Annotated in this window: 26 protein-coding genes; 19 read left to right on the plus strand and 7 right to left on the minus strand. The window is 61.8% G+C overall.

The window, feature by feature from the left end; genetic code table 11:
* The first annotated feature begins 114 nt into the window (after positions 1-114).
* The 17 genes from AC07N6_RS19165 to AC07N6_RS19245 all read left to right on the plus strand — a co-directional run bounded on the left by AC07N6_RS19165 (position 115) and on the right by AC07N6_RS19245 (position 16,516).
* On the plus strand, positions 115-1,806 hold the full coding sequence (locus AC07N6_RS19165; protein ID WP_494783094.1) for a ShlB/FhaC/HecB family hemolysin secretion/activation protein: 1,692 nt from the start codon (positions 115-117) through the stop codon (positions 1,804-1,806).
* A gap of 229 nt (positions 1,807-2,035) precedes the next feature.
* Positions 2,036-2,209 carry a Flp family type IVb pilin gene (locus tag AC07N6_RS19170; protein ID WP_494783095.1) on the plus strand — a complete coding sequence of 58 codons (174 nt, stop codon included), beginning with the start codon at positions 2,036-2,038 and terminating at the stop codon, positions 2,207-2,209.
* A gap of 207 nt (positions 2,210-2,416) precedes the next feature.
* Positions 2,417-2,590 (plus strand): Flp family type IVb pilin, encoded by a 174-nt coding sequence (locus AC07N6_RS19175; protein WP_082221389.1) that lies wholly within the window; start codon positions 2,417-2,419, stop codon positions 2,588-2,590.
* Positions 2,591-2,683: 93 nt separating this feature from the next.
* The gene (locus tag AC07N6_RS19180; RefSeq protein ID WP_494783096.1) at positions 2,684-3,196 is read left to right on the plus strand and encodes an A24 family peptidase; all 513 of its coding nucleotides are present in this window, start codon (positions 2,684-2,686) and stop codon (positions 3,194-3,196) included.
* Positions 3,197-3,258: 62 nt separating this feature from the next.
* A complete protein-coding gene (locus tag AC07N6_RS19185) occupies positions 3,259-3,801 on the plus strand; it encodes a TadE/TadG family type IV pilus assembly protein (protein WP_494783097.1) in 543 nt (180 codons plus the stop codon).
* 64 nt (positions 3,802-3,865) lie between these two features.
* Positions 3,866-4,780 (plus strand): Flp pilus assembly protein CpaB, encoded by a 915-nt coding sequence (cpaB, locus tag AC07N6_RS19190; RefSeq protein WP_494786271.1) that lies wholly within the window; start codon positions 3,866-3,868, stop codon positions 4,778-4,780.
* 109 nt (positions 4,781-4,889) lie between these two features.
* On the plus strand, positions 4,890-6,140 hold the full coding sequence (locus tag AC07N6_RS19195) for a type II and III secretion system protein family protein (RefSeq protein ID WP_494783099.1): 1,251 nt from the start codon (positions 4,890-4,892) through the stop codon (positions 6,138-6,140).
* 27 nt (positions 6,141-6,167) lie between these two features.
* A complete protein-coding gene (locus AC07N6_RS19200) occupies positions 6,168-7,436 on the plus strand; it encodes a P-loop NTPase family protein (protein WP_494783100.1) in 1,269 nt (422 codons plus the stop codon).
* A gap of 34 nt (positions 7,437-7,470) precedes the next feature.
* Positions 7,471-8,790 (plus strand): TadA family conjugal transfer-associated ATPase, encoded by a 1,320-nt coding sequence (locus AC07N6_RS19205; protein WP_494783101.1) that lies wholly within the window; start codon positions 7,471-7,473, stop codon positions 8,788-8,790.
* On the plus strand, positions 8,790-9,725 hold the full coding sequence (locus AC07N6_RS19210; RefSeq protein WP_494783102.1) for a type II secretion system F family protein: 936 nt from the start codon (positions 8,790-8,792) through the stop codon (positions 9,723-9,725). The genes AC07N6_RS19205 and AC07N6_RS19210 overlap by 1 nt, the downstream gene beginning before the upstream one ends.
* Before the next feature lie 7 nt (positions 9,726-9,732).
* Complete coding sequence (locus tag AC07N6_RS19215) at positions 9,733-10,683, plus strand: type II secretion system F family protein (RefSeq protein WP_494783103.1); 951 nt, start codon at positions 9,733-9,735, stop codon at positions 10,681-10,683.
* 137 nt (positions 10,684-10,820) lie between these two features.
* Positions 10,821-11,615, plus strand: a complete 795-nt coding sequence (locus tag AC07N6_RS19220; protein ID WP_494783104.1) for a pilus assembly protein — start codon at positions 10,821-10,823, stop codon at positions 11,613-11,615.
* 109 nt (positions 11,616-11,724) lie between these two features.
* Complete coding sequence (locus AC07N6_RS19225) at positions 11,725-12,072, plus strand: DUF3613 domain-containing protein (RefSeq protein WP_494786272.1); 348 nt, start codon at positions 11,725-11,727, stop codon at positions 12,070-12,072.
* 7 nt (positions 12,073-12,079) lie between these two features.
* Complete coding sequence (locus AC07N6_RS19230; protein WP_494783106.1) at positions 12,080-14,191, plus strand: pilus assembly protein TadG-related protein; 2,112 nt, start codon at positions 12,080-12,082, stop codon at positions 14,189-14,191.
* 19 nt (positions 14,192-14,210) lie between these two features.
* Positions 14,211-14,558 carry a DUF4282 domain-containing protein gene (locus AC07N6_RS19235; RefSeq protein WP_494783107.1) on the plus strand — a complete coding sequence of 116 codons (348 nt, stop codon included), beginning with the start codon at positions 14,211-14,213 and terminating at the stop codon, positions 14,556-14,558.
* A 36-nt stretch (positions 14,559-14,594) separates the two neighbouring features.
* On the plus strand, positions 14,595-15,986 hold the full coding sequence (locus AC07N6_RS19240; RefSeq protein WP_494783108.1) for a sigma 54-interacting transcriptional regulator: 1,392 nt from the start codon (positions 14,595-14,597) through the stop codon (positions 15,984-15,986).
* Positions 15,986-16,516 carry a DUF2968 domain-containing protein gene (locus AC07N6_RS19245; RefSeq protein WP_494783109.1) on the plus strand — a complete coding sequence of 177 codons (531 nt, stop codon included), beginning with the start codon at positions 15,986-15,988 and terminating at the stop codon, positions 16,514-16,516. The genes AC07N6_RS19240 and AC07N6_RS19245 overlap by 1 nt, the downstream gene beginning before the upstream one ends.
* A gap of 135 nt (positions 16,517-16,651) precedes the next feature.
* Here AC07N6_RS19245 and AC07N6_RS19250 read toward each other — a convergent pair whose 3' ends face one another.
* On the minus strand, positions 16,652-17,140 hold the full coding sequence (locus AC07N6_RS19250) for an Lrp/AsnC ligand binding domain-containing protein (RefSeq protein ID WP_141913218.1): 489 nt from the start codon (positions 17,138-17,140) through the stop codon (positions 16,652-16,654).
* A 130-nt stretch (positions 17,141-17,270) separates the two neighbouring features.
* Here AC07N6_RS19250 and AC07N6_RS19255 point away from each other — a divergent pair, with 130 nt between their 5' ends.
* Positions 17,271-18,626: a D-amino acid dehydrogenase gene (locus AC07N6_RS19255; protein ID WP_494783197.1), complete on the plus strand. Its 1,356-nt coding sequence runs from the start codon at positions 17,271-17,273 to the stop codon at positions 18,624-18,626.
* A gap of 168 nt (positions 18,627-18,794) precedes the next feature.
* Here AC07N6_RS19255 and AC07N6_RS19260 read toward each other — a convergent pair whose 3' ends face one another.
* The 4 genes from AC07N6_RS19260 to AC07N6_RS19275 form a co-directional block, all read right to left on the minus strand.
* Positions 18,795-20,042 carry an MFS transporter gene (locus AC07N6_RS19260; protein ID WP_494783198.1) on the minus strand — a complete coding sequence of 416 codons (1,248 nt, stop codon included), beginning with the start codon at positions 20,040-20,042 and terminating at the stop codon, positions 18,795-18,797.
* A gap of 133 nt (positions 20,043-20,175) precedes the next feature.
* Complete coding sequence (gene alkB / locus AC07N6_RS19265; RefSeq protein WP_494783110.1) at positions 20,176-20,826, minus strand: DNA oxidative demethylase AlkB; 651 nt, start codon at positions 20,824-20,826, stop codon at positions 20,176-20,178.
* Positions 20,823-21,941 carry a bifunctional DNA-binding transcriptional regulator/O6-methylguanine-DNA methyltransferase Ada gene (gene ada, locus AC07N6_RS19270; protein ID WP_494783199.1) on the minus strand — a complete coding sequence of 373 codons (1,119 nt, stop codon included), beginning with the start codon at positions 21,939-21,941 and terminating at the stop codon, positions 20,823-20,825. Before ada ends, alkB begins: the two co-directional genes overlap by 4 nt.
* Positions 21,942-22,060: 119 nt before the next feature.
* Positions 22,061-22,579, minus strand: a complete 519-nt coding sequence (locus tag AC07N6_RS19275) for an Lrp/AsnC family transcriptional regulator (protein WP_494783111.1) — start codon at positions 22,577-22,579, stop codon at positions 22,061-22,063.
* Positions 22,580-22,825: 246 nt separating this feature from the next.
* Between AC07N6_RS19275 and hppD the strand changes: the two genes are divergently transcribed.
* Positions 22,826-23,932 carry a 4-hydroxyphenylpyruvate dioxygenase gene (gene hppD / locus AC07N6_RS19280; protein WP_494783112.1) on the plus strand — a complete coding sequence of 369 codons (1,107 nt, stop codon included), beginning with the start codon at positions 22,826-22,828 and terminating at the stop codon, positions 23,930-23,932.
* Between the two features lie 113 nt (positions 23,933-24,045).
* Here hppD and AC07N6_RS19285 read toward each other — a convergent pair whose 3' ends face one another.
* Positions 24,046-25,428, minus strand: a complete 1,383-nt coding sequence (locus AC07N6_RS19285) for an MFS transporter (RefSeq protein ID WP_494783113.1) — start codon at positions 25,426-25,428, stop codon at positions 24,046-24,048.
* A gap of 171 nt (positions 25,429-25,599) precedes the next feature.
* Positions 25,600-26,433 carry an ABC transporter substrate-binding protein gene (locus tag AC07N6_RS19290; protein WP_494783114.1) on the minus strand — a complete coding sequence of 278 codons (834 nt, stop codon included), beginning with the start codon at positions 26,431-26,433 and terminating at the stop codon, positions 25,600-25,602.
* Positions 26,434-26,547 lie beyond the last annotated feature (114 nt).

Here is a 26,547-nt window from a genome sequence, read left to right on the forward strand (position 1 = left end):
TATTAAGTTGCCATTTGATTTAATAATTACGTTGCTCTCTGCGAATACACCGCAGATGCATGGCACTTGGGGACAAAATAAAGAACGTTATATGCTAGCAAAAGGGAAGTTGCTATGCAGAAAACTACCAATAGCATTGCCTTAATCACCACACTCTATATGTCGTATCTGGCGCTGCCTTTTACTGGCGCCAATGCGGCAGATGTCCGCAGCCCCGGCGCAGGCAATCCGCTCGATAGCCTGCCCAAAGTGGAATCCGCCCAGCCACAAACGATGGGCGTCGATATTCAGAAGAAAGACCAGGATCCGGCACTGCAACGTTTGCTGGCCAGTCGCATCGTGCCTTCGCGTTTTCAGATCGCAGGAGTAAAGACCCTGCCTTTCGACGCCGTCGCTGCGCAATTTTCCGGGCTGGCCAATCGGGAAGTCACCGTGGCCGAGTTGCTGCAAGCGGCCAATAACGTCACCCAAATGTATAAGGACAAAGGCTATCCGCTGTCTTTCGCCTTTATCCCGGCACAGACCTTCGACAACAACATCGTGGTCGTCAATGTGGTGGAAGGTTATGTCAGCGAAGTCAATATCGAAGGCAACCCGGGCGCTTCGGAAGGGCGTCTGCGCGAAATTGCCGAGCAGCTCAAGAACGATCGCCCGCTGAGCAATGCGACTTTCGAGCGCATCACCGGCATCCTGAGCCTGCAACCCGGCATGCTCATCAACGCCACGGTCAAACCGCCGCCAGCCACCGACGGCGCGGCGGAAATGGTGCTTAACGTCAAGCGCAAAGCGGTGACAGTGGGGGTCGGCCTGGACAATGCGACCTCAAGTCTGCGCGGCATCATCAGCGCCACCGAAAACGGCCTGACGCCGCTGGGCGAACAAATTACGGTCAGCACACTGGTGCCGCGCGGCCCTCTGAACGAAGAGTATTACGGACTTGCCTACACCCAGCCGCTCGGCAAGCAAGGCTTGCAGTTCCAGCTCAATCTGTCGGATTACAGCGGCGAGCCGGAAAACCAGAGCCTGGTCGCGCAACAGTTCAACGCGACCTATCTGAACAAAACCCGGCGCGCCGGCGCCACGCTGAGTTATCCGCTGATCCTGGACAACCGCACCAACCTCACGCTCGCCGGCGGGGCTTATGCGACAGAGAACACCGTGCGTTACACCCGCTCCGTGCCTGCGCCGGTACCGGTGATCGAAGTACGCTCCAGCATCCGCGCGCTCAGCCTTGAAATGGCCTGGACCAAGCTGCTTGAAAAAGGCAGCACGCAACTGTCGCTTGGCCTCTATCAAGGCATGAATACGGCGGGCGCGAGCCTGACCAACAGCAATGTCGATCTCAATTTCACGCGGCTTAAAACGCTGTTTACGCAAACCTATCAGTTGCCGGCCGGATTCGGCGCCACGTTCAGCGGCAGCGGGCAGTTGAGCGGCAGCGTCTTGCCGTTATCGGAGCAAATCAGTTTCGGCTCCAAGCTGTTCGGGCTGGCCTATCCGGCCGGCGAGATCGCCGGTGACCAGGGCTGGGGTCTGTCGCTGGAACTGAATCATGCGATTCCTTTCGATGCGGCTTACCTGAAACAGATTCAACCCTATGTGATGACGGATTCTTCACGGGCTTATGTCAACTCGGGCGATCTGGCGCACAACAAGATCGCCTCTGTCGGTACCGGCGTACGTTTTTCGGACCAGCGCCACTATGCGCTCGACCTGTCGCTCGCCCAGCCCGTCGGCCAGAAACCGATCAATTCCAGCGACCGGCCTTTGCGTCTGAATATGTCTTACACCTATCAATTCGATTAAGAAAACACCTTCGACGACTGGCATCTCCGAACAATCGAAGAAGGGTCTTGCCGAGTACCGCTCAACACTGGCGATTCGGCCTGTTTCGGAGAGAGGGGCATGCGATGAAATGGTATCGACGAACGTGATCGCAATAGAGGGCGGCCTGTGATCCGGCGTGGCCAGGAAATGCATGACTGCCGAAATTCGATATAGCGAACGAACTTTTATCCCGATTCAGGAGATGAACATGAAAAACCAACTGATCCAATTCCTGCAAGACGAAGAAGGTGCAACCGCCATTGAATACGGCCTGATCGCCGGCCTGATCGTGGTGGCCATCATTGGCTCCCTGCAAAGCGCCCGCACAGAACTGGTTCGTATCTTCGGCCTGATTGTCACCGCACTCACCGCAGCGGTCTGAGCCAATGTGCAACGGCGCGCCAGTCTTTCCAATTGCCCGCCAGCACCGGGGACGCGGGTTATTCCGAAGAGAGGAGCATGCGATGAAATGGCGCTGACGAACGTGATCGCAATAGAGGGCGGCCGGTGATCCGGCGTGGCCGGGAAATGCATGGCTGCCGAAATGCGGACGTAGAAAACCGACTTTTACACGATCCTGGAGATGAATATGAAAAACCAAATCATGCAATTCCTGCACGACGAAGAAGGCGCAACCGCCATTGAATACGGCCTGATCGCCGGCCTGATCGTCGTAGCCATCATTGGCTCCCTACAAAGCGCTCGCACGCAACTGATTCGTATCTTCGGCCTGATTGTCACCGCGCTCACTGCGGCGGTCTGAGCCAATGTGCAATGGGAGATCAGGAATGCGCGTGCGGCACATGCGGTTACATCCGCATATCGCATCCCCGTTCCTGATGCGGGGATTTTGCCCATGACGATCCTGTTGCTCCCTCTGTACATCGGCGTGCTGGTGTACGACCTGCTGTTCAGGCGGGTGCCGAACAGGCTTCTGTTGTTCTTTCTAGTGCTGCACTTGACGTGGCTGGCAGTGACCGGACATGGCATCGGCGGCATTGACGGATGGCAATCGCTCATAGGCGGAGCAGTCGGCCTGGCCTTGTTCATCCCTTTGTATGCCCTGCGCGCCATGGGGGCCGGCGATGCCAAGTTCTTCGCCTTGCTGGGACTGTTGCTGGGGCCGCAGTACCTGATCCCGCTTTGGCTGATCGGCAGCTTGCTGGCCGGCGTGCATGCAGTCGCCATCTACCTGTCGCGGCAAGGAATGATGTATTTGCTGCCAGGCATGGCGTGGGCCATAGAAAAAATTACCGATAACGCGCTATACCAGCGCATGTGCCATGCAAGACAAGGACGGCAGGGAATTCCGTACGCAGCCTATCTGGCGATCGCGGCAGCCCTGACGATGCTGTACAGACAGGGCTGAAGCGGGATGCATGCATCAAGGAGATAGCCATGGCAAGAATATGGACATGCTGTTGCCTGACCGTGCTGGCGTCGCAGTATCTGTGGACCATTTTCCGCATGGCATTACGCCGGAAGTGGTCCGGCCTGCTGCGGCCGCTCAGAAAAAACCGGCGCAGCCGCGCTGCCAAGTCTGCCGCCTATCGGCAGCGCGGCGTTGCCGCACTGGAGTTCGTACTGGTATTTCCGGTTTTTTTTATCATCTTTTACAGCATCATCACTTACGGCCTGATTCTGGTCGCCCAGCAATCCATCACGCTGGCGGCAAGCGAGGGAGCCCGCGCCGCCATGCGTTATGCCGCCACCACAAGCGTGCGCACATCCAATGCGCAAAGCGCGGCAATCGGCCCCGGCAGCGTCGCATCGTGGCTTGGCAACCGCATCACCTTCACCGGCGCCCTGCTCGCCGCTTGCCCGTACAACGCCAACGGCGGCACATGCTACCAGGTGACCGTCACTTATCCCAACTACCAGCAGAATCCGCTGGTTCCCTTGGTGCTCGGCTCATTGATAGGCGTGCTGGTGCCCAACCAGTTAAGCAGTTCGGCAGTGGTCCAGATCAACTGACGGATACCGCCGTGACTTTCACGGGAGCGATGTTCGCATGAGCAAACTAACCAAAATAGCGGCGGTGATACTGCTGCTGCTGGCGGCGAGTCTGGCAGCGCTGGCCTGGTGGATGGGGCGCAGGGAGCCGGCCGTGATCGTTCCGGCGAACGCTCCAATGGCCAATAGCGCCGTCTATGCCAACGTGGTGGCCGCCAGGAAACTGGAAAAAGGCGTACCGATCACCGCCGACAACGTCAAGCTGCTCAATTTGCCGACCGTCATTACCGGAACATATCGGGACATCCGCAGCGTCATCGGCAAAATTCCGGCGACCGATATTGCCGCCGAAACGCTCATCACGGACAGCAATCTCGTGCACGGACTGGCGCTCAAGCTGGAGGCCGGGGAACGTGCGGTGGCAATTCCCATCGATGAAGTCGCCGCGGCCGGCAACAAGATCGAGGCAGGCGATTATGTGGACGTATTTTTCACGCTGAAACAAGGTACCGATGTCGACAAAAGCCAGGCGCGGCTGCTGGCCTCTCGACGCCTGGTGCTGGCCTACGGCGCCAACGTGATCGGCGAAGCCCCGGGCGACTCCCTGCCCAGAAATCCATCCCAGAACCAGGCACGCACGGCCGTGCTGGCAACCCCGGTCGATCAGGTCAATCCGTTGCTGCTGGCCATGCAGAACGGCAAGCTGAGCCTGGCGCTGCGCCATCCCGACGACGCCGGCGTGGCCGATGGCGACTTGTTTGCGGCGCCGAAAAAGGTACTGGGCAACAAGCCCGAACTGAGCGGCAGCCAAAAAGACGCCCTGAAGACGGCCGACAACCAGGCATTTGCCGGCATCGACCTGTCCAGCTGGAGCGGCGGCAAGGACAAAGGGAACGCCGTCTCTCCCCCGCCTCGCAAAGGCGCCGCCGGAGAGAACAGGCATGCGGCCGGAACACTGGAAGTCATCAAGGGAACACATCGGGAGAACGTTAATTTCTGATTGCGCCGCAGCCTGAACCTGGAATTTGTGCCGGACCGACATGGGGATGAACATGAATATATGCAAGGCTCTCGTGGTTGCAACAAGCCTGCTGCCGACAATCTCAGTCATGGCGGACGATGCCAGTGTACATATCGGCGTACATGAGCAACGCGAGCTGGCCATCCCCGGCGGCCTGGAGCGCATCGCCGTCGCCAATCCGGACGTGGCCGATATCGTGGTTCTGCGCGGCTCCGCAAAACGCCAGGGCAGCGTGCTGGTGGTCGGCAAGAAAGCCGGCACGACGACTGTCACCGCATGGCAGCGCAACGGCGGCAGCCGCGTCTGGCAAGTCACGGTACAGAGCCAGTTGCAGCGCCAGCAGCCGCCGGCCCCGGGCGGCGCCGAACTGCAGATCAATGACGATAGCGCCTTGCTGCGCGGCCAGTCGCCCTCGCTGCTGGAACACGCTTACAGCGGTGCGGTTGCCGCCAACGCCGTGGGCAAGGACAAAGTCATAGACACCGCCGCCATCGCCACCGGTGGCGTGGTGCAGATTGATGTGAAAATCGTCGAATTCAGCAAAACGGCGCTCAAAGAAGCCGGTTTCGGCTTCCTGTTCAATCTGGCGCGCGGCAACTTCACCTTCGAGCTGAGCAACAACCTGTCGGCCAGCGTGCCGCTGGCGACGCCGGCCAGTTCTGCGTTCAACCTGGTGACCGGCCTCAAGCGCGGCAGCTTCAATCTGCAAACGTCGCTGGAACTGATCGAGAACAACGGCCTGGCCCGCGTGCTGGCCCAACCCACGCTGACGGCCTTGTCGGGCCAGACCGCCAGCTTCCTGGCGGGCGGCGAACTGCCGATTCCCCAGTCAGGCGGCCTGGGCACCACGACCATCGTCTACAAGCCGTTCGGCATCGGCCTCACCGTGACGCCAACCGTACTCGCGCCCAATCGCATCGCGCTGAAGGTGGCGCCGGAAGCCAGCGACATCGATTACGCCAATGCGCTGGTGAGCAGTGGCGTTTCGATTCCGGCCATCACCACGCGCCGCACCGAAACCACCATCGAACTGGGCGACGGCGAGAGCTTCGTCATCGGCGGCCTGGTATCGCGCACCACCAAATCCAGCGTCAGCAAGGTGCCTTTCCTCGGCGACTTGCCGATCATCGGCACGTTTTTCCGCAGCATGAGTTATTCGCGGGATGAAAAGGAACTGGTCATCGTGGTCACGCCCAGGCTGGTCAATCCGATCGCCAAAGGCGTCAAATTGGCCATGCCGGGCGCCGACAAGGAAAATCTCGATACGCCGGCCAATGCGTGGAGCGCCTACTTGCTGGGCAATGCGGGCGGCGACGATTTGCCCGGTTTTTCAAAATAACCGTGGAGATCATTCTTGAATTCTCTTATGGATAAAACTGATCACGGCGCCACCACCATCGCTGACGCCAACCGGTTTGTCTTCTGCTCGTCAAACGCAGTGCATGCGCGCTGGCTGGCGCAAGCATTGAACGAGTGGCAAGTCCGGCAACAGGAATTGGTGACGCTGCCCCTGCTCGCCGCCCAGATCGGGGAATCCAGGCCACGCCTGGTCTTTCTGGACTTCTCGGGAAATTGCGGCAGCAGCATCGCCAATTGCGCGGCCGATATGGTCGCACTGGCGCAGACGCTGAAAAGGGAGATGCCGCATTGCCTGCTGATCGCAGTAGGCACGATGAATTACCCGGAAGGCGCGGTGGCAGCGCTGCGCGCCGGCGTCAATTACTTCATCGACATGTCGGCGGCGGCGGTCGAAGCGCGCGACGTCGTGCGCAAGCTGATTGCATCGGGCGCATCATCGCCCTCCTCTGCACAGGATTCTCAGCAAGGCGTCCTGATCGCCTTGCTCGGTGCGCGCGCCGGCATCGGCACCACCACCATGGCGGTGCATCTGGCCGACCTTCTGCAGCAGCGCCACATCGCCGGCCAGGCCGAATTCCGGGTCGCCTTGCTCGATCTTGGCTTGCCGGCCGGCGACGGCCAGCTGTATCTGAATGCCTCCGGCAGTTTTCATTTCGCCGACGTCGTGCGCAGCCGGCATCGCCTGGACCAGACGCTGATCCAGACGGCCCTGACGCGCAGCCACAGCGGCATCAAGATCATTTCCATCCCGCGCAGCGCGCACGACATCAACGGCCTGGCCGCCGCCGATATCGTGGCGGTGCTGGCGCTGCTGCGCTCGTACTTCGACGTGCTGGTGATGGACCTGGGCGGTTTTTCCGATCCTGCGCTGGCTTGCAAAATGGCCGCCACGGCCGACCAGACATGGCTGCTGACCGACCAGAGCGCCGGCTCACTGGTGTCGCTGGCGGCGCTGATTGCCGAACTCGACCTGCATGCACACGCAACGGCGGCTCCGCCGCGGCAGCTGATCGTCAATCGCTACAACAAACAATACGGCATGAGCGCCGAGCAGATCGCCGAACGCTTCCAGCTGAACCTGGCAGCGGCGATACCGGATCGCACCGCATCGCTGATGAGCAGCGCCAATCAGGGCAAGCTGCTGCATGAAATCGTCGGCAGCGATTCCTATCTCCATGCGCTCGAGACGCTGGTCGAAAAAACCTTGGGCGCAGTAGTGAAAATAAATGGCGCGGGGACGATTTCCCGCTGGCTGTCCGGTGTCCTGTTTCGATAAAAAACGTCATGGATGCAGATAAGGAAAAAGCGCGATGAACGAACATATTGATCTGGCCGACGACAATGAATCCTTCGTCAACACCCAGCGGTTTCAGGACATCAAGACCGCTGCCTACGACAACCTTCTTACCCGCATCGAAGAGCTGGGCGCGGAATTCGGCCGCTGGTCGCGCACCGCGATCCAGCAGTTCGTCAATCTGGACGTCGATGGCTTTGTGCGGCTGCGGCATATACCGCTCAATGAAAACGAGGTGCGCCTGATCGCCGATTCGCTGACCAAGGAGCTGGCCGGGCTGGGGCCGCTGGAAGACCTGCTGGGCGATGCCGCCGTCGAGGACATCCTGATCAACGGCTACAACGATGTGTTCGTGTCGCGCCACGGCGTGCTGGAGCGGGAAACCCTGCGTTTCACCGACAACAACCACCTGCTGCGCATCGTGCGCCGGATTCTGGCGCCGCTCGGCCGCCGCCTGGACGAATCCAATCCCATGGTCGACGCGCGCCTGCCCGACGGCGGTCGCCTCAACGTCGTGATCGAACCGCTGGCGGTGGACGGCCCGATGGTGTCGATCCGCAAGTTCCGCAAAGACCCGCTGAAGCCGGCCGATCTGCAAGAACTCGGCACGCTCAACGATCAGCTGTTCAACCTGCTTGAGCAGGCGGTCAAGGCGCGCTGCAATATCCTGATCTCCGGCGGCACCAGTTCCGGCAAGACTTCCCTGCTCAATGCGCTGGCCTTCTTCATCCCCAACAACGAGCGCGTGGTGACCATCGAAGACACTGCCGAACTGTCGTTGAACCACCCGCATGTGGTGCGACTGGAGTCGCGCATCGGCAGCTTCGAAGGCTCGGGGGCGGTGACCATCCGCGACCTGATCCGCAACAGCCTGCGCATGCGTCCCGACCGCATCATCGTGGGGGAGGTGCGCGGCGCCGAAGTGCTGGAAATGCTGCAAGCCATGAATACCGGCCACGACGGATCGATGGCGACCATCCATGCCAACACGCCGCGCGAATGCCTGCACAGGATCGAAATGCTGGCCGGCTTCGCCGGCTTCCAGGGCAGCGAGTCGAGCCTGCGGCGGCAGATCGCCGGCGCGCTCGACTTCATCGTGCAGATTGCACGCCTGTCCAACGGCCGGCGCCGCATCATGTCGATCACAGAAGTCACCGGCGTCGGCGACAACATCATCACCACCCAGGAGCTGTATCGCCACGAAAGCTACAACACGCCCGATGGCGAGGAAAAGGATCGCTGGGTGTCGCTGGGCATACAACCGCATTCGCCGAAGTTGCAAAAACGGCGCCTGATGCAAAACGCGGGCGACGGCGCCCCGCCACGGAGAAACTGATGACGGCCCCCGCATTATGGCTGATGGCGGTTGCAGTGCTGTTGCTGGCATTGGGCATCCTGCTGTGGCAAAACGCCAAGTCCCGGCTGCATCAAAGCGCCACGTCGGACTTCGTCAATCAGCAGATCCGCAGCATGGCGCCCACGTTCGACGCCGAAACTGACGGCATCGATCAGCCGCTGTTCCTGCCGGCGCAACCCGGTCCCCGCCTGTGGCGCCATTTCTGGCTGCGCGCGGGCGTCGTGCCGGGAATCGCGCTTTATGCCGGGCTGCTGTTGCCGGGCCTGGCGATGGCGATACTGGCGGCGGTTTTCGGCGGCGTGCTGTCAACCATCTGCGTCGTGCTGATGTACGTGGTGCTGGCGTATTTCCGTTTCTGGCTGAAAACCACCAGGCGCCATCAGAAGATGGTGCATCAGTTGCCGGCCTTTCTCGACACGATGGTGCGCCTGACGACGATAGGCAATAGCCTGGAATCGTCGTTCCAGGCGGCGCTGCTGACCATCGATGCGCCGCTCAAAGAGCCGCTGAATCGGGCCAATCTGCTGATACAGGCCGGCCGCAGCCTCGAACATGCTTTGGCGCAGGAGGCCCGCACATTTCGCCTGACCGAACTGAACCTGGTGGCCGCCGTCATCGGCGTGGCGCTGCGCTTCGGCGGCCGCGCCGACACGGTGCTCGATCGCATGGCCTCCTTCATGCGCGATCGCGAGCAGGCGCAAAGCGAATTGCTGGCGCTGTCTGCAGAGATCAGGTTATCGGCCTGGGTGCTGGCATTGATGCCGATAGGCCTGGGCGCCTTCATGATCATGTTCAACAACGACATGTTCATGTTGATGTGGGACGACAGCGTCGGCAAACAACTGCTGTTCGGCGCCGCCGTCATGGAATTCGTCGGCGCCTACTGGTTATACCGGCTGGCCAAATCAGTGTGAGGGAACCATGGAACAGGAACACCTGATCGTCATCTCCATACTGCTGCTGGCAGCGGCAGCCTTGCTGATCGCCGGCGCCCTCTTGCTGCGCGACTGGCAATTGCGGCGCAGCGAAAAAGTCTTGAACCGGCGCATCGACACCCGGCAGCAGCAACCGGAGCCGGAACAGCCGCCGGTCGTCCCGTCCAGGCAGCGCTGGCTGGATCATCTGGCGAACTATGCCGCGCAATGGGTCGACACGCCGCTGGGCCGGCAACTGGTCGCAGAAGAAGACCGGCAATTGCTGGACCAGTGCGGCGTCAACGACATCCGCGGCAAGGCCTTGTTCTTCGCCACGCGTGTACTGCTCGGCGCCGGCATTCCCATCATTGCCTGGATCGTGCGCGCCGATGAGGATGTGCTGCATTTGCTGATCATCGGCTTCTTCGGTTTCGGGATCGGCTACATGGTGCCGAAATGGGGCATGCTGGCCAAGGCAAAAGAGCGGCGTCGCAAAGCCGCGGAAGAATTGCCCCTGTTGATCGACCTGCTGCGCCTGCTGCAAGGCGTCGGGTTATCCATCGATCAAAGCCTGCATGTGGTGCAAAACGAATTTGCGCACGCCCTGCCGGTGCTGAGCAAGGAATTGCAGATCGCCGCGCAGCAATACCTGAACGGGCGCACCCGCGAGCAATCGCTCAAACGCTTTTCCACCGTGTTCAACAATGAGGACATGAATTCCATCGGCCGCCTGATCGTGCAGGTGGACCGTTACGGCGGCGCGGTACAGCAGCCGCTGCAGCAGTTCAGCGAAAGGATTCGCGAGCAGCGCAAGATGGAGATGAAAGAACGCATCGGCAAGCTCACCGTGAAGATGACCGGCGTCATGGTGCTGACCCTGTTGCCGGGCCTGCTGATCATCACCGGCGGCGCAGGTTTCATTGCCATCATCCGCACACTCTCGCAGGTGGGAACATGATCATGATCGACATGGCCGAAAAGAATATCCGCCGGCGGTTTCCGGCCATATGCCTGATCCCGCTGCTGGCGGCGCTGGGCGCATGTTCCTCGTTGAGCAACTCGGCCGGCGGTTACGCGGCACAGAACGAGGCGGCCTTGCAGCGGCAGCAGGCGGAAGAGGAAAAGCCCAGCCTGGACAACAAGCAGGTCTATCTTGAGATGATCCGGAAAATGCAGGCGCGCTCCCTGTACTTCGCGTCGCTGGCCCATCTCGACGCCTATCAGAACGCTTATGGCAGCTCGCCCGAAGTGCAGCGCATGCGGGCCGATGCGCTGCGGCTGACCGGCGAAACGACAGCCGCCGAAGTGCAATACCGGCAATTGCTGCCGGGTCCGGAAGCGACTGCCGCCTGGCACGGCCTGGGCTTGCTGGCGGCGCAACGCGGCGACTACGCTGCCGCCGCTGCGAACTTCAGGAAAGCCAATCAACTCTCCCCCGTCAATGCGACGGTGCTGAGCGACCTGGGTTATGCCCTGCTGCATGGCGACGACCGTCGCGCTGCGCGGCTGCCGCTGATGCAGGCAGCCGAACTGGACCCGGACAATCGCAAGGTCCTCAGCAACCTGGCCTTGTTTTTACTGCTGACGGACGAGGCGGGCAAAGCCGATGGCTTGATGAAGCGGGCCGAGATCCCGCCTGATGCGCGCGCCGAAATCTTCCGCCAGGCCAGAGAAATCAGCGGACAGCCGATTCCGCTGCCGGCGCAAGGCAAGACAGCGCCGCCGAAAGCAGTCGCGGTCGCAACGGCAGAAACCGTCACCGCAACGACGGCAATCATGCCGATCACGCCAATCAGCACGGCAGCCGTAACGAGAACCATGGCAGCGCCCGACTACAACAGCGTCGGCTTCATGCAGTCGATGCTGGAGCGGTTTCGCCGCGGCGATTGATCGGGAATGAAGACAGCGGAGTGAATACGGCAGCACCAGCAAGATGAGCACACCGGACGGGATGGACAGGGCGTAATGCGTTGAATCATTGCACACCGAGAGGGGCATCATGTCAGCAAACAGGCCAGGCCGTACAGGCAGATTCGTATTCTGGGGATTGATCGCGCTCTCGTCCGGCATCATGTCGGCGGCAATCGCGCAATCGCGGGAACCTGAAGCGCTCAACAATAAACCGCCGGCGGCAGACATGCCTGCGAGCCAAAAACCGCCGGCGCAGATAGGCGACGCCACTAGCGCCATGCTGCAAATGCAGGCGGATGGCAGCCAGGCGGCCCCCACCCTGCCGACGCTGGGGCCGACGGCGGAACTTAGCTGGCAACGCTATCTGAACAGCTACAAATACCCGATCCCTGAGTCCTACGGCAACAAGATCCAGAAAATCGGCGGCGGCCAGTGAGATCGCCATGACCACACCCGCGCCCTCGCGTTCATCAGCTCCCGGCATGCCGGTGCGGCAATGCACGGTGGCGGCACGTCATCGCCAGCACGGCTCGATTGTCGTGATGACGGCAATTTTCATTTCGGTCATGGTCATCCTGCTGGCCTCGATCGATATCGGCTACCTGTTCTTCCAGAAACGCGACCTGCAAAAAATCGCGGATCTCGCCGCCATTGCCGGTGCGCAGCAACTGCCCAGATCGAACGCCTTGACGAATGACCGATGCGCTACGGTATTCCAGGTCGCCAGCGCCAATGCACAGGTTGCCCAGGGCTTTACCGGAACGCTGACCGTCACTTGCGGCAACTGGGACCCGGTTGCCATCCCCGCCTCGCCGAACTATCTGGCGTATCCTGGAGGCATTGCCCCCTCGGGACAACCGCAGCCGACCGCGGTCAGCGTGCTGCTGCGGCGTTCAGTCCGCAACTTCTTCGGTCCCTGGGGCGCACAGCAGATCAGCGCGACGGCAATCGCCACGGCATCGGCGCCGATCGCGGTCTTTTCCGTCGGCTCCCAGTTAATACAAATTAATAATGGCGTGGTGCCGGGTCTGCTCAGCGCTCTGGGCGTGAACATCAACGGCACCGGGCTGGTCTCCTACAACGGCCTGGCCAATGTGTCGGTGACGCCCAGCGGCCTGCTCAACGCGCTCGGCTTTCAGATTCCGCTGACGGCCGATGTCGCCACGATCAAGCAGGCGGTGCTGCTCAACACCGCCGGCTGCAGCAACGGCAGTTGTACCCTGGAAGCCTTGCTGGGTGCGATGTCGATCGTCCTCGGCCAGCAGAACCTGCTGAGCGCGCTCGGCCTGCAGGCCGCGGGCGGCCAGCTGGTCAAGATCATCTCCGACAGCACCGGCCGCGGCGGCCTGTTCGTGCTTGCGGATGCGGCCAACGGCGAAGCCGCGCTGCAGCTCGACATCAATGCGCTGCAATTGCTGAGCACCGCCATCGGCGTAGCCAACAGTCACAACTTTGCCGCGCTGCCGCTCACTATCAACGTCCCGGGCATCCTCCAAACCCAGTTGCAGGTCGGCATCGTCGAACCGCCGTCGATCGGCATCGGCGGCGTCGGCACGACGGCCTATACCTCGCAGGTCCGGCTATATAGCAAGGTGACGGCCAACGGGCTGACGGCGGGATTGCTCAACGTCGATCTGCCCATGGTCATCGATGTCGTCAATGGCCAGGGCACGATCACCAACATGTGCACCGCCAAGGACAGCAATGGCAACGACACCGCCACCATCGCGGTATCGGCGCCGATACTCAAGGTCTGCGTGGGCACCGTCAATGCCGGTTCGATCTTTTCGACGCAGGGCGCTTGCGACAGCGCCCTGACGCCCGCGACGCTGGTCAATCTCCTGAACGGCGCGGCAAAGGTGACCACCAGCTTCGCCATCACCGGTCTGAACAACACCGGCAGCGTGACGCTCAGCAAAGGACAAACGGCAACCGTCGGCAACAACAACCTGCAACTCGGCACCACCGTCAGCAATATCCTGCAGGCCGTGGTGGCGACCGTGCTGGGCCAGTTGCTCAATCAGGGGCAAGGCGGCATCACCAACATCACGCTGGCGCAGAATCTGCTGAGCGCGACCGGCAATATCCTCAATACGGCGGTACAGACGCTGGACACCTCCCTGACGTCGCTCACCACGTTTGTCAATAGTCTGGGCGCCAGCGTCAATCAGTTGCTGACCAACTCCCTGGGCGCCGGCGTGATCAGCCTGCTCAACAGCGTCGGCAATCTGGTCAGCGGCCTGCTGACCAGCGTGGTCAACCTGTTGGGCAATCTGCTCGGCAATGTCGGCTGCCTGTTGAGCGGCAACTACAACCAATGCACGCTGGCCAATCAATTAAGCGGCAACCAGACCAGCGGCGGCAATACGGTCAGCAATGTGCTGCTGACCCTGCTCGGCCTGGTGCAAAGCCTGCTGACGCCGATCCTGAATAGCCTGGGCAGCACCCTGGCGGGCCTGCTCAACAACCTGCTGGGCATCAATATCGGCTTGGTGGATGTGAACTTAATCGATCTCAACTGCGGCGGAGGATCAAATGTCAAACTGGTTTATTAACACTGATGGGTTCTGGACCATGAAAAAAACAGGATTTCTGAACGGCGTGCGCAGCCACATCAATTTCGAGCATCTGGTAACGCCGCTGCTGATCAGGCTGACCTACGGCGTGGGCCTGGTGATCATCATCAGCGCCGGCATCGGCAGTTTGTTTACCGCCTTCACCTTGCCCGAAAACGGCGCCATGCGCGCGGCGCTGTCGGTCGGCGCGACCTTGCTGGTACTGGTGCTGTGGCGCCTGATCAACGAACTGTGGATTCTGGCGTTCAACCTGCATACCCGCCTGGTCGAAATCCGCGAACTGCTTGCGCAACGGCAAAGCGAATTCAAGGCACGGCAAAAGACGTCCGGCATATCGGCGCAATAAGGCCGGCGGCCGCATCCGACTGTTGAAGGAAGTGCGATGAAGAACAAAACACTCAAGGAAAACATCGACGTCTACGTATGGGAGGGAAAATCCGATATTTTCGACCGCATCGTGCGCTGCCTCGCCAGTTTTGAAATCGATGTGATCCGGGCCGACAATACCGATTTGACGCAGGAACAGGTTTCGCAGGCGCCTTCCCTGGCCGTGATCTCGGTCACCGTGATCGATCGCTTCGGCTTCAACGCCGACGAATGGCAAAAAACGCATGGCATGCCGGTCATCTGGGTGGCGGAAGCGCCGCGCGCCTACGATTCGCGGGTTTATCCGCCGGAGTATTCGCACATCCTGATGCTCGACTTCACCTGCTCCGAATTGCGCCGCCTGGTATTCGGCCTGGCGGGAGAAATGCACAGCCACGCCATCAACGTACAACCGCACGATCCGCTGATCGCAGAATCGGCCATCATGCAAGCCTTGCTGAACGAGGCGAAGGTCTTTGCCGATTGCGATTCGAATGTATTGGTCACCGGCGAAACCGGGGTCGGCAAGGAGCGCATTGCCCGGCTGCTGCACGACAATCATAGCCGCTATGGAGCAGGCCCTTTTGTCGCTGTCAACTGCGGCGCGATTCCGGACGGCTTGTTCGAATCGCATTTCTTCGGTCATGCCAAGGGCGCTTTTACCGGCGCCATGCTGGCGCACAAAGGCTATTTCGAACAGGCCGACAAAGGGACGCTCTTTCTCGACGAGATCGGCGACCTTCCGCTGTATCAGCAAGTCAAGCTGTTGCGCGTGCTGGAGCAGAACAAGGTGACGCGCCTGGGCGCCACCGTCGAGACCAATATCGATTTCCGCCTGGTCGCGGCCACCAACCGTAACCTGCGCGAACTGGTGCGGCTGGAGATGTTCCGCTCCGACCTGTACTACCGCATGGCGGTGATCGAGCTGCACGTCCCTACGATAGAAGAACGCGGCGCTGTCGATAAGCTGGCCATCTTCAGCGCCATTGTCACGCGCACACTCGGCGGTGAAACGCCTGACCGGGCGCCGCCGGCAATCCCGGAATGGCTGCGGCAACAGGTCGCACAAACGCAGTTCCAAGGCAATGTGCGCGAGTTGCGCAACATCGCCGAGCGCGTCACGATCATCCACCGCCAATTCGGCGACTGGAACAGGGACGCCATCAACCGCGTGTTCGACTTGCTGCGCAAGAGCCGGATCGAAGCCGACAATAGCGACAACCCCGGAGACAAAAAGAAATGGGACAACGCCGACCGAACAAGAATCATCGCAGCGCTTGACGCGCATAACTGGCGCCGCCAGGACACGGCAAATTACCTGAACATCAGCCGCAAGGTCTTGTGGGAAAAAATGCGCAAGTTCCAGATCATCGATGGCAACCAGGCCACGGCGGAAGAAACCGATTGATGACGCGTACGCCGGGGCAAAACCAAAACATCACAAAGGAGATTTACATGCCGACTTGCCGCTTCGCTATCGCATTGGCCATCGTGCTTTGCTCCCTGCCGGCCACGCCCTGGTCGCTCGCCAAGACCAGGAAACCGGCCGCCGCGGAAAACCCGGCCAGTGCGACGACAACGACAAACATCAGCGAACTGCAATCGCTGGTCGCCAATCCGGCATTGCTGGAATTGCGCTCCACTTACAACGGCCAATACGGCGCGAGCCTGTTGCTCAATCCCGATACCCTGACTTATTACGTGGTTCTGTTTCAGCAAAAGACCTTCCAACGCGTGCTGAAAACGTCATCCGTCACCAAGGCCGAGAGAAATTACAAGGCATATGCTGCCAGATCGGAACAACAGGCCACTGACGATATCGAGCGCATGAAACAAATGGCGGAAAAACGCTATATGGATATGCAAGGCGCAGAACAGGGGAAGCGTCTGCTGACACTGAAAACCGGCATTGCGGGCGATCAAGCGCAGGGAAAATGATCGGCCGCCACGATTGATGCGAGCCTTGGCGCTCAGGACGAGGCAACCGCTTTGCTTCCGCAGGCGGCAACTGGAATCCGGGACCAGGCCGCCCTTACAGTTAGCGCCATTCCTCAGGGCATGCCCCTCTCCTGCTCATTCGTCGACCGGCAGCGCCAGGGTTTCCTTGATCTCTTCCATCACCACATAGCTCTTGGACTGCGCCGCGCCCGGCAACTGCAGCAGGATATCGCCCAGCAGCTTGCGGTATTCAGCCATGCCGCGGATACGCGCCTTGATCAGGTAATCGAAATCGCCGGATACCAGATGGCACTCCTGCACCTCGGGAATGCGCAGCACTTCGCGCCGGAACTGCTCGAACATATTGCCCGACTTGTGGTTCAGCGTGATTTCGACAAACACCAGCAAGGTCGCCCCCAGCGACTCGGGATTGACGCGCGCGTAGTAGCCGGTGATCACGCCGTCGCGTTCCATGCGGCGCACCCGCTCGATGCAGGGCGTGACCGACAGGCCGACCAGCTCGCCCAGCTCTTTCATGGAAATGCGGCCGTCCTTCTGGAGCGCGGCGAGGATACGGTGGTCAAGCTTGTCGAGGGTGCGGATCGATTGCTGCTGGGTTCTCATGGGCTTTCTCGCTGATTTTTTCGCTGGCTTTGTCGTTCTTTCCCGTTAATGATCATTTTTCATTATTTATTCTCGAATTTACAAATAAATATAGAAACAATCACTACATATTCCTCAATATCATAGCGGAATACTCTACTCAACAAGCTGTTCTTCAGCACATACACATTCAGCGGGGCTTGCCATGCGTGTCGTCATTCTCGGAAGCGGTGTCATCGGCGTCACCAGCGCCTGGTACCTGGCCCGCGCCGGCCACGAAGTCACCGTGCTGGAACGCCAGGACGGCCCGGCGCTGGAAACCTCGTTCGGCAACGCCGGCCAGATCTCCCCCGGCTACGCCTCGCCCTGGGCCGCGCCCGGCATTCCGCTCAAGGCCCTCAAGTGGATGTTCCAGGAACACGCCCCGCTGGCGATCCGCCCGGACGGCACGCTGCGCCAACTGCGCTGGATGTGGCAGATGCTGCGCAACTGCAATGCCGCCAGCTACGCGGTCAACAAGGAACGCATGGTGCGCCTGGCCGAATACAGCCGCGACTGCTTCCGCGACCTGCGCGCCGCTACCGGCATCCCTTATGAAGGCCGCCAGCAAGGCACGCTGCAACTGTTCCGCACGCAAGAGCAACTGGACGGCGCCGCCAAGGATATCGCCGTGCTGAAAGACGCCGGCGTGCCGTATGAACTGCTGTCGGCCGACCAGCTCGAACGCGCCGAACCGGCACTGGCCAGGGTGCGCGGCAAGCTGGCCGGCGGCCTGCGCCTGCCCAATGACGAAACCGGCGACTGCCAGCTGTTCACCACCCGCCTGGCGGCGATGGCGCAAGAACTGGGGGTGAAGTTCCGCTACGGCGTTGCCATCGACGCGCTGGCCATGGCCGGCGGCAAGATCGCCGGCGTGGTATGCGGCAGGGAACTGGTGCAGGCCGATGCCTATGTGGTGGCGCTCGGCTCCTACTCGCCGCAACTGCTGCGCGACGTGCCGGCCTTGCCAGAGATCCCGGTCTACCCGCTCAAGGGCTACTCGATCACGGTACCGATCGTGGATGCCGCCGCCGCGCCGGTGTCGACCATCCTGGACGAAACCTACAAGATCGCCGTCACCCGTTTCGACGACCGTATCCGCGTAGGCGGCATGGCGGAGATCGTGGGTTACGACAAGACCCTGCGCGCCAAGCGCCGCGCCACGCTGGAACTGGTGGTCAACGACCTGTTCCCGGGCGCCGGCGACACCGCCCAGGCCAGCTTCTGGACCGGCCTGCGCCCGATGACGCCGGACGGCACGCCGGTGGTCGGCGCCACGCCGGTCTCGAACCTGTACCTCAACACCGGCCACGGCACGCTCGGCTGGACCATGTCGTGCGGCTCCGGCCAACTGCTGTCGGATCTGATTTCAGGCCGCCGCCCGGCCATCGCTTCCGAGGATCTCTCGGTGGCGCGCTACATGGATGGTGCGGGCCACGGCCACAGGCCGCGTTTGGCCGGCGCCTGAAGCGCGCGCGGCAAGCTTTCATCTCTTCTGCTTCCCTCGCAGAACGGTTGGCCGGAGTGCTATGCGCTCCGGCCTTTTTTCTTGGGCGCCCCCAAAAACGGCACGGCCGGGGCAAGGAAGCATCATGCTTCCCCGCTCCCGGCCGTGCCGTGCGTACAGGCTTAAACGTCAGGCTGCGGCGGGCGCCGCCTCCACCTTTTGCATCTTCGGCAGGAACGCCGCCAGCAAGCCGATCAGCGGCAGGAAGGCGCACACCTGGTAGACGAAATAGATGTCGGTCAGGTCGGCCAGCTTGCCCAGCAAGGCCGCGCCGATGCCGCCCATGCCGAACGCGAAGCCGAAGAACAGCCCCGAGACCGTGCCGATCTTGCCCGGCATCAGCTCTTGCGCGAACACCAGGATGGCCGAGAACGCCGAGGCCAGGATCAGGCCGATGATCACCGACAGCACGCCGGTCCAGAACAGGTCGGCGTAGGGCAGCATCAGCGTGAACGGCGCCACGCCCAGGATCGAGCTCCAGATCACCGCCTTGCGGCCGATGCGGTCGCCGATGGGGCCGCCGGCCACGGTGCCGACCGCCACCGCGAACAGGAAGGCGAACAGGTGGATCTGCGCATCCTGCACCGACAGCTGGAATTTGCTGATCAGGTAGAAGGTGAAGTAGCTCGACAGGCTGGCCATGTAGAAGTACTTGGAAAAGATCAGCAGCAGCAGGATGCCCACCGCCTGCGTCACCTTGCGCTTGGGCAGCGCAACGTAGGCCGCGCCCTTCTTCTTTGCCTGGCCCTTGGCGGCGCTTTGCTGGCGCGCATACCAATGGCCGATCTGGCGCAACACGACGATCGCCACCAGCGCCGCGATCGAAAACCAGGCGATGCTGGCCTGGCCGCCGGGAATGATGATCCACGCCGCCAGCAACGGCCCCATGGCGCTGCCGGCGTTGCCACCCACCTGGAACAGCGATTGCGCCAGGCCATGCCGTCCGCCGGACGCCATGCGCGCCACGCGCGAGGCTTCCGGGTGGAACACCGATGAACCGGTGCCCACCAGCGCTGCCGCCACCAGCAGCACGCCGAAGTTGGGCGCCACCGACAGCAGCAGCAGGCCGCACAACGTGGAACCCATGCCGATAGCCAGCGAATACGGCTTCGGGTGCTTGTCGGTGTACAGGCCGACCAGCGGCTGCAGCAGCGAGGCGGTGACCTGGAAGGTCAGCGTGATCAGGCCGATCTGGGCGAAGCTGAGATGGAAATTGCCCTTCAACAGCGGATAGATCGCCAGCAGCAGCGACTGGATCATGTCGTTGAGGAAATGCGAAAAACTGATTGCGCCGAGTACCCGGAATCCGGTCTTTTCGGCCGGCTGCGGGGCCGATGCGGGCGGCATCGGCGGCGGATTGTCGAGTGCTGTCTCCATAGTCATTATTTATTTTCCTACAAGGTGGGATGACTCCGTCACCGGCTGCTTGGGCTTCAGATCGGAGGGAAACCGCAATTTTATGCCTGTCAGCGCGACTTGTCTTTTGACTCGAAAATTTGCGCCCGATGTCTCAGCGCGCGCACCGGAATGTGAGGTTGTAGCGGCAGCGTCCGGTCAACGGATGCTCGCCCTCGGCCAGCGGATCGACGCCATGGAACAGCAGCCGCGCCGGGCCGCCCCACACCACCACATCGCCGCTTTCCAGCCGCATGCGGCGCGGCCGCCCGGAACGCTCCATGCCGCCGAACAGGAAGGTCGCCGGCAAGCCGAGCGACACCGAGACGATCGGCTGCGCCATGTCGAGTTCGTTCTTGTCCTGGTGCAGCGACATGCGCGCGCCGGGTTCATAGCGATTGACCAGGCAGGCGTCCGGTGCGAAGTGGTCGAAGCCGGCTTCCTGCGCCGCGCGCGCGGCCAGTTGCGCAAACACCGGCGGCATCGCGGGCCAGGGCTGGCCCGAGAGCGGGTCCTCATGCTGGTAACGGTAGCCGCGGCGATCCGTCACCCAGCCGTATTGGCCGCAATTGCTCATCGCCACCGACATGCGAAAGCCGCCCGGCGTCTGCATGTGGCGCAATGGCGACTGCGCGATGACCAGCTCGACGGCTTGCACCAGTTCCCTCGCTTGCTCCGCTGCGAATGCGCGCAGCAGCACCGCCCCTTGCGTGATCGGCTCACGGGCAGGCTGTGCGGGAAGATCGCTGAACAGGTCGAAGGTCATGGTTTGGCGGCGCGCTCCTTCTCCAGCAGGGCCTGCTTGCGCTCCACGCCCCAGCGGTAGCCGGAGGGCGAACCGTCCAGCCGCACGATGCGGTGGCAAGGGATCAGCAAGGCGATGTTGTTGTTGGCGCAGGCGCTGGCCACGGCGCGCACCGCGGCCGGGCTGCCGATGCGCTCGGCCAGCGCCGAATAACTCAGGGTGACGCCGGGCGGAATGCTGCGCAGCGCTTGCCATACGCGCTGCTGGAATGCCGTGCCGCGTACATCCAGCGGCAAATCCAGCCCGCGTTCCGGCGCCTCGATGAAACCCAGTACCTGCGCCAGCATCCGCTCGAATTGGGCATCGCCGCCCACCAGCTCCGCGTTGGGGAAACGGTCTTGCAGTTCCCTCACCAGCGCCTCCGGATCGTCGCCCAGCGCGACGGCGCAAATGCCCTTGGCGGTAGCCGCCACCAGCAACGCGCCCAGCCAGCATTGCGCCACCGCGAAACGGATGCGTTCGCCGCTGCCGCCCTGGCGGTAGGCGCTGGGTTTCATGCCCAGCCGCTCGTCGCTCTGTTCGTAGAAACGGCCGCTGGAATTGAAGCCGGCGTCGTACATCGCTTCGGTCACGCTGGCGCTGCCCGGCAAGCGGCTGCGCATGCGCTCGGCGCGCTGGCCGTCGGCATAGGCACGGGGCGTGACGCCGGTGTGCGCCTTGAACAGGCGATGGAAGTGGTAGCGGCTCAGGCCCACCGCGTCGGCCAGCGCTTCCAGCGCAAGCGGCGCATCGGCCTGCTCGATCATGCGGCAAGCCCGCGCCACCGCCTGCGCCTGGCGCTCCTCCAGCGGCGGCTGGTCGGGCTTGCAGCGCTTACAGGCGCGAAAACCCGCCGCCTCGGCGGCCGCGCAGCTGTCATGGAAAGCGACATTCTTGCGCAAGGCCGGCCGCGCCGCGCACGAGGGCTTGCAATAGACGCCGGTGCTGCGCACCGAGTAATAGAAATGGCCGTCGGCCGCCTTGTCGCGGCACTGCACGGCTTGCCAGCGCGCTTCGTCGCCGGCGTAGGCAGGCGCCGCCGCGTCCGCTGCTGGCGGGACGGCCTGGGCGTTGCGACGGGGATGTTGGGTAGCCATGGTATGCATGATGCGCTCCTTCGATCGTGACTGGTCATGTACGCAGTCTACGAAGCGCCGGAGCATGCCGCACTCCGGCGCTTGCTTTCAAATTCGCGCCGGGGAAAAATATCTAAGGCTTACTGCGAAAACCGGATGCGCTGGCGCGACTTCACCGGCTGCATCACATGCTCCAGCGGCAGCTCGTGCGATTGCTTGACCTTCTTCAGGGTGATATTGGACTTCACATTGGTCACCCCCGGCAAGCGCAGCAACTGGGTCATCATGAACTCGGAAAAGCTCGCCAGGTCGGACGCCACGATGCGCAGGATATAATCGGCCTCGCCAGTGATGGAAAAGCATTCGATCACTTCCGGCATGGCCTCCACCGACTTTTCGAACAACTCGCCGCGGGTTTCGCCCTGGCGGTCCAATGTGACGGTGGTGAAGGCGGTCACTCCCAGGCCGACCACGGCGGCATCGAGCACGGCAGTGTAGCGCTCGATCACATGGGCCTCTTCCAGCCGCTGCACGCGGCGGCTGATCTGTGATGTGGACAGGTGCACCTTCTGCCCCAGGGCGCTGTTGGTGATGTGTCCGTCGCGCTGCAGCTCGGTCAGCAGGGCGAGGTCGAAGCGGTCGACATTGATGATGCTCATTTATCCCTCCAAAATCCATATTTAAGAATTATTTGTGCGTATTATCGGCCATATTACGCAAAGAACAATCACATATTGCATCAACGGCACAATAAACTCCTCCCATGAGCTGGCAATATCGCAGCTCTCCCTTTAAAACACAGGGAATCGGCCTGCCGCAGTCGCCTATCCATGCCAAAACGGCAAGCATGGCGCCCCGCGATCCGGGAAGCGCCTAACTGATTCCCCAACACAAGGAGACGACTCATGGGCCACGCAGACAGCAATCTCATCCCCGCCGCCAAGCCGCAGGACCTGTTCGACAATCCCATGGGCACCGACGGTTTCGAGTTCGTCGAATACGCCGCGGCCGATCCCACCGCCATCGCCGCGGTGCTGGAACTGATGGGCTTCGTTGCGGTGGCGCGCCACCGCTCCAAGAACGTCACCTTGTATCGCCAGGGGCAGATCAATTTCATCCTCAATGCCGAACCCGGCAGCAACGCCGCCGCTTTCGCGCAGGTGCATGGCGCCTCGGTCAATGCCATGGCGTTTCGCGTCAAGGATGCGGCCTTCGTCTACAAGCGCGCGCTGGAGCTGGGCGCCGAAGGCGTGGAGGCCAAGCTGGGACCGATGGAACTCAACATCCCGGCCATTCGCGGCATCGGCGGCTCGCTGCTGTACCTGGTGGACCGCTATGGCGATAACGGTAATAGCGGCTCGATCTATGACATCGACTTCCAGTTCCTGCCCGGCGTCGACCGCAATCCCAAGGGCGTGGGCCTGACCTATATCGACCACCTCACCCACAACGTGGTGCGCGGCGCGATGGACACCTGGTCGTCGTTCTACACCCGCCTGTTCAATTTCCGCGAGATCAAGTACTTCGATATCGAAGGCAAGATGACCGGCCTGAAGTCGCGCGCCATGACCAGCCCCTGCGGCAAGATCCGCATTCCCATCAACGAGAGCGCCGACGACAAGTCGCAGATCGAGGAATTCATCAAGCAGTACAACGGCGAAGGCATCCAGCACATCGCGCTGGGCACCGACGACATCTACCAGACCGTGCGCAAGCTGCGCGGACGGGGCGTGCCGCTGCAGGACACCATCGGCACTTATTACGACCTGGTCGAGCGCCGCATCCCCGGCCACGGCGAAGACCTGGACGCGCTGCGCGAATTGAAGATCCTGATCGACGGCGCCCCCACCGCCGGCCAGGGCCTGCTGTTGCAGATCTTTACGCAGAACGTGATCGGCCCGGTGTTCTATGAAATCATCCAGCGCAAGGGCAACGACGGTTTCGGCGAAGGCAATTTCAAGGCCTTGTTCGAATCGATCGAACTTGACCAGATGCGCCGCGGGGTCATCTGAACAGGGCGCAATCCCAAAAGGGCGCAGTCCCCCCGCCTCTCGTCACATACAAAAAAGCGAACCGGGCATGTCCGGTTCGCTTTTTTATTTCCCCTTGCGCTTCGCCGCCGCACTCAATGATGGTGATAACGCAGCCGCGACAGGCTGACCACGGATGCCGCGCCCGCCAGCCCGGCCGCGCACCACAACACCAGCGCATAGGGCGACGCCGACAATGTCAGCATCATCGCCACCACCGATGCGCCGACGGTCTGGCCGGTCAGGCGCGCGGTGCCCAGCATGCCGCTGGCGCCGCCGGTGCGCGAACGCGGCGCCGAGCTGATCAGCGTGCGGTTATTGGGCGACTGGAACAGGCCGAAGCCGACGCCGCAGACCGCAAACAATGCCGCGATGGTGGGATCGGCGGTGCCGTGCCCTACCGTGAGCAAGGCCAGCAGGCCGGCGCACATGATGGCCAGGCCGATGCCGCCCAGCAGCCCGGCCGACATGCGGTCGGACAGCTTGCCCGCCACCGCCCCGGTCAGCGCCACCGCAATCGGCCACGCGGTCAGCAGCAGCCCGGCGCGGGCGGCGCTCATGCCGAGATGGTTCTGCAGCATGAAGGGCAGCATCACGAAGGTCGCCATCTGCGCGGCAAACGAGCAGAACGACGTGCCGATCGACAACGCGAACAGCGGAATGCGCAGCAAGTCCAGCGGCAGCATGGGCGCGCTGGGCGACTGCACCTTCAGCAGCACCGCCAGGCTGGCCACGGTCAACAGCGCGCAGGCGAGCACCGCCTGCCATCCCTGCACATGGCCGATCGCGTCCACCGTGTAAAGCAGGAACCCCACGAACAGCATGCATACCAGCGCGCTGGGCATATCGAACTTGCGGTTCGACAGCGGATTGAACGGCAGCGCCTTCCAGCCGATGGCCAGCGACAGCAGCCCCAGCGGGATGTTGATCAGGAACAGCCAGTGCCAGGAAGCGAAGTGCAAAATGAAGCCCGCCACGCTCGGCCCCAGCGCCGTCGCCGTGCCGGCCACCAGCGCGTTGTAGCCAATGGCGCGGCCCAGCAGCCGGCTGGGATAAATGAAGCGGATCAGCGCCGTGTTTACACTCAGGATGCCGGCCGCGCCAATGCCTTGCAGCACCCGCGCCAGGCTCAGTTGCAGCATGTCGCCGCTGGCCGCGCAGGCCAGTGAAGACAGGGTAAACAACACCAATCCCGTGAGGTAGACCCGGCGATAACCGACCACCTCGCCCAGCGAAGCCAGCGGCAGCAGGAACACCGCCATGGCGATCTGGTAACTGTTGATGATCCAGATCGCATCGGCCTCGGTAGCCTTGAGATCTTGCGCAATGGAGGGCAACGCGAGGTTGGCGATCGAGCCATCCAGCACCGCGATAGCCACCGCCAGCACCACAGTGGCGATGGCGAGGATGCGCTGCTTGGCAGGTAAGCCGTCGGCGTCTTGCTGCGCGCCGCTTCTGATTTCTGTGTGTACTTGCATTTTCATGAAAACCGCGCCTGGCGCGGCTCCCCGTGGATGGGGGTCAATTTGTTCCAGGCCCGACATGCTATCACCGCAACGCCATCGACAGCGGCGGCCGCCAAGCCAGCGCCGGGAACACCGGCGATGGCCGCCGGCGCCCCTGGGATATCCATGCCAGAGCGGCCTTGCTTACTGGATGCTGGAGATCGGGGTCAGCTTCTTCTCGCGCGGGATATTGAACTTGGTCTGCGGGCCAAACCACTTGGTCCACAGCGCATCGGTCTCGCCCGACTTCTCCAGCTTGTCGAGCGCATCGTTGACTGCCGCCAGCAACGTCGGCTCGCCCTTTTTCACGCCCATCGCGGTGGGTTCCCAGGCCAGTGCGCCTTCGAGGAATTTGTACTTGCCATCGGATTCGTTGACGAAACGGATACCGGACGGCTGCGACAGCGCCAGGCCCTGCACCTTGTTCTGCGCCAGCGCCAGGAAGGCGGCCGGCGTGTCCTGGAAGGTCAGGATGGTCGCCTTGGGGAACAGGCGGCGGGCATACAATTCAGGCGTGGAGCCCTTGTTGGCGCTGATGCGCTTGTCGGCGAGGTCTTCTATCTTGTTGTAACCTGCGCCGCTGTGGGCGATCAGCTTGATCGGCGTCTGGTAGTGGGCGGAGGTGAAATCGATCTGCTGCGCACGCTCCTTGGTATAACCGAGCGCGGCGACTACCAGGTCGACACGCCCCAGCGTCAGCTCGGGAATGCGCGCTTCGACCGACACCCCCTTGTGCTCCAGCTTCACGCCCAGTTGCTTGGCCACGGCGCCGCACATGTCGACGTCGAAACCGACGACCTGGCGGGTCTGCGGATCGGGATAGCCAAGCGGTTCGCTGCTGGTCAAGGTAGCGCAGATCAACGAACCGCGCGCCTTGATGTCGGCCAGCCGGTCGGCATGCGCCGCAGTGGAAAAAGCCAGCGAAACGACCGCGGCCGCCATTCCAAGGTGAGTCTTCCTGATAAAGCTCAACATCATTTTCTTTCCTTTCCCAGATTGAACGATCAACATACCCTGAAATAAATCATAATTTCATTATGATTTTTAAACAAGCATAATTTCTCTTTAATTTTCATATACTTAGAAAATGCT

The sequence above is a fragment of the Herbaspirillum sp. GW821-FHT09A12 genome (assembly GCF_059418325.1).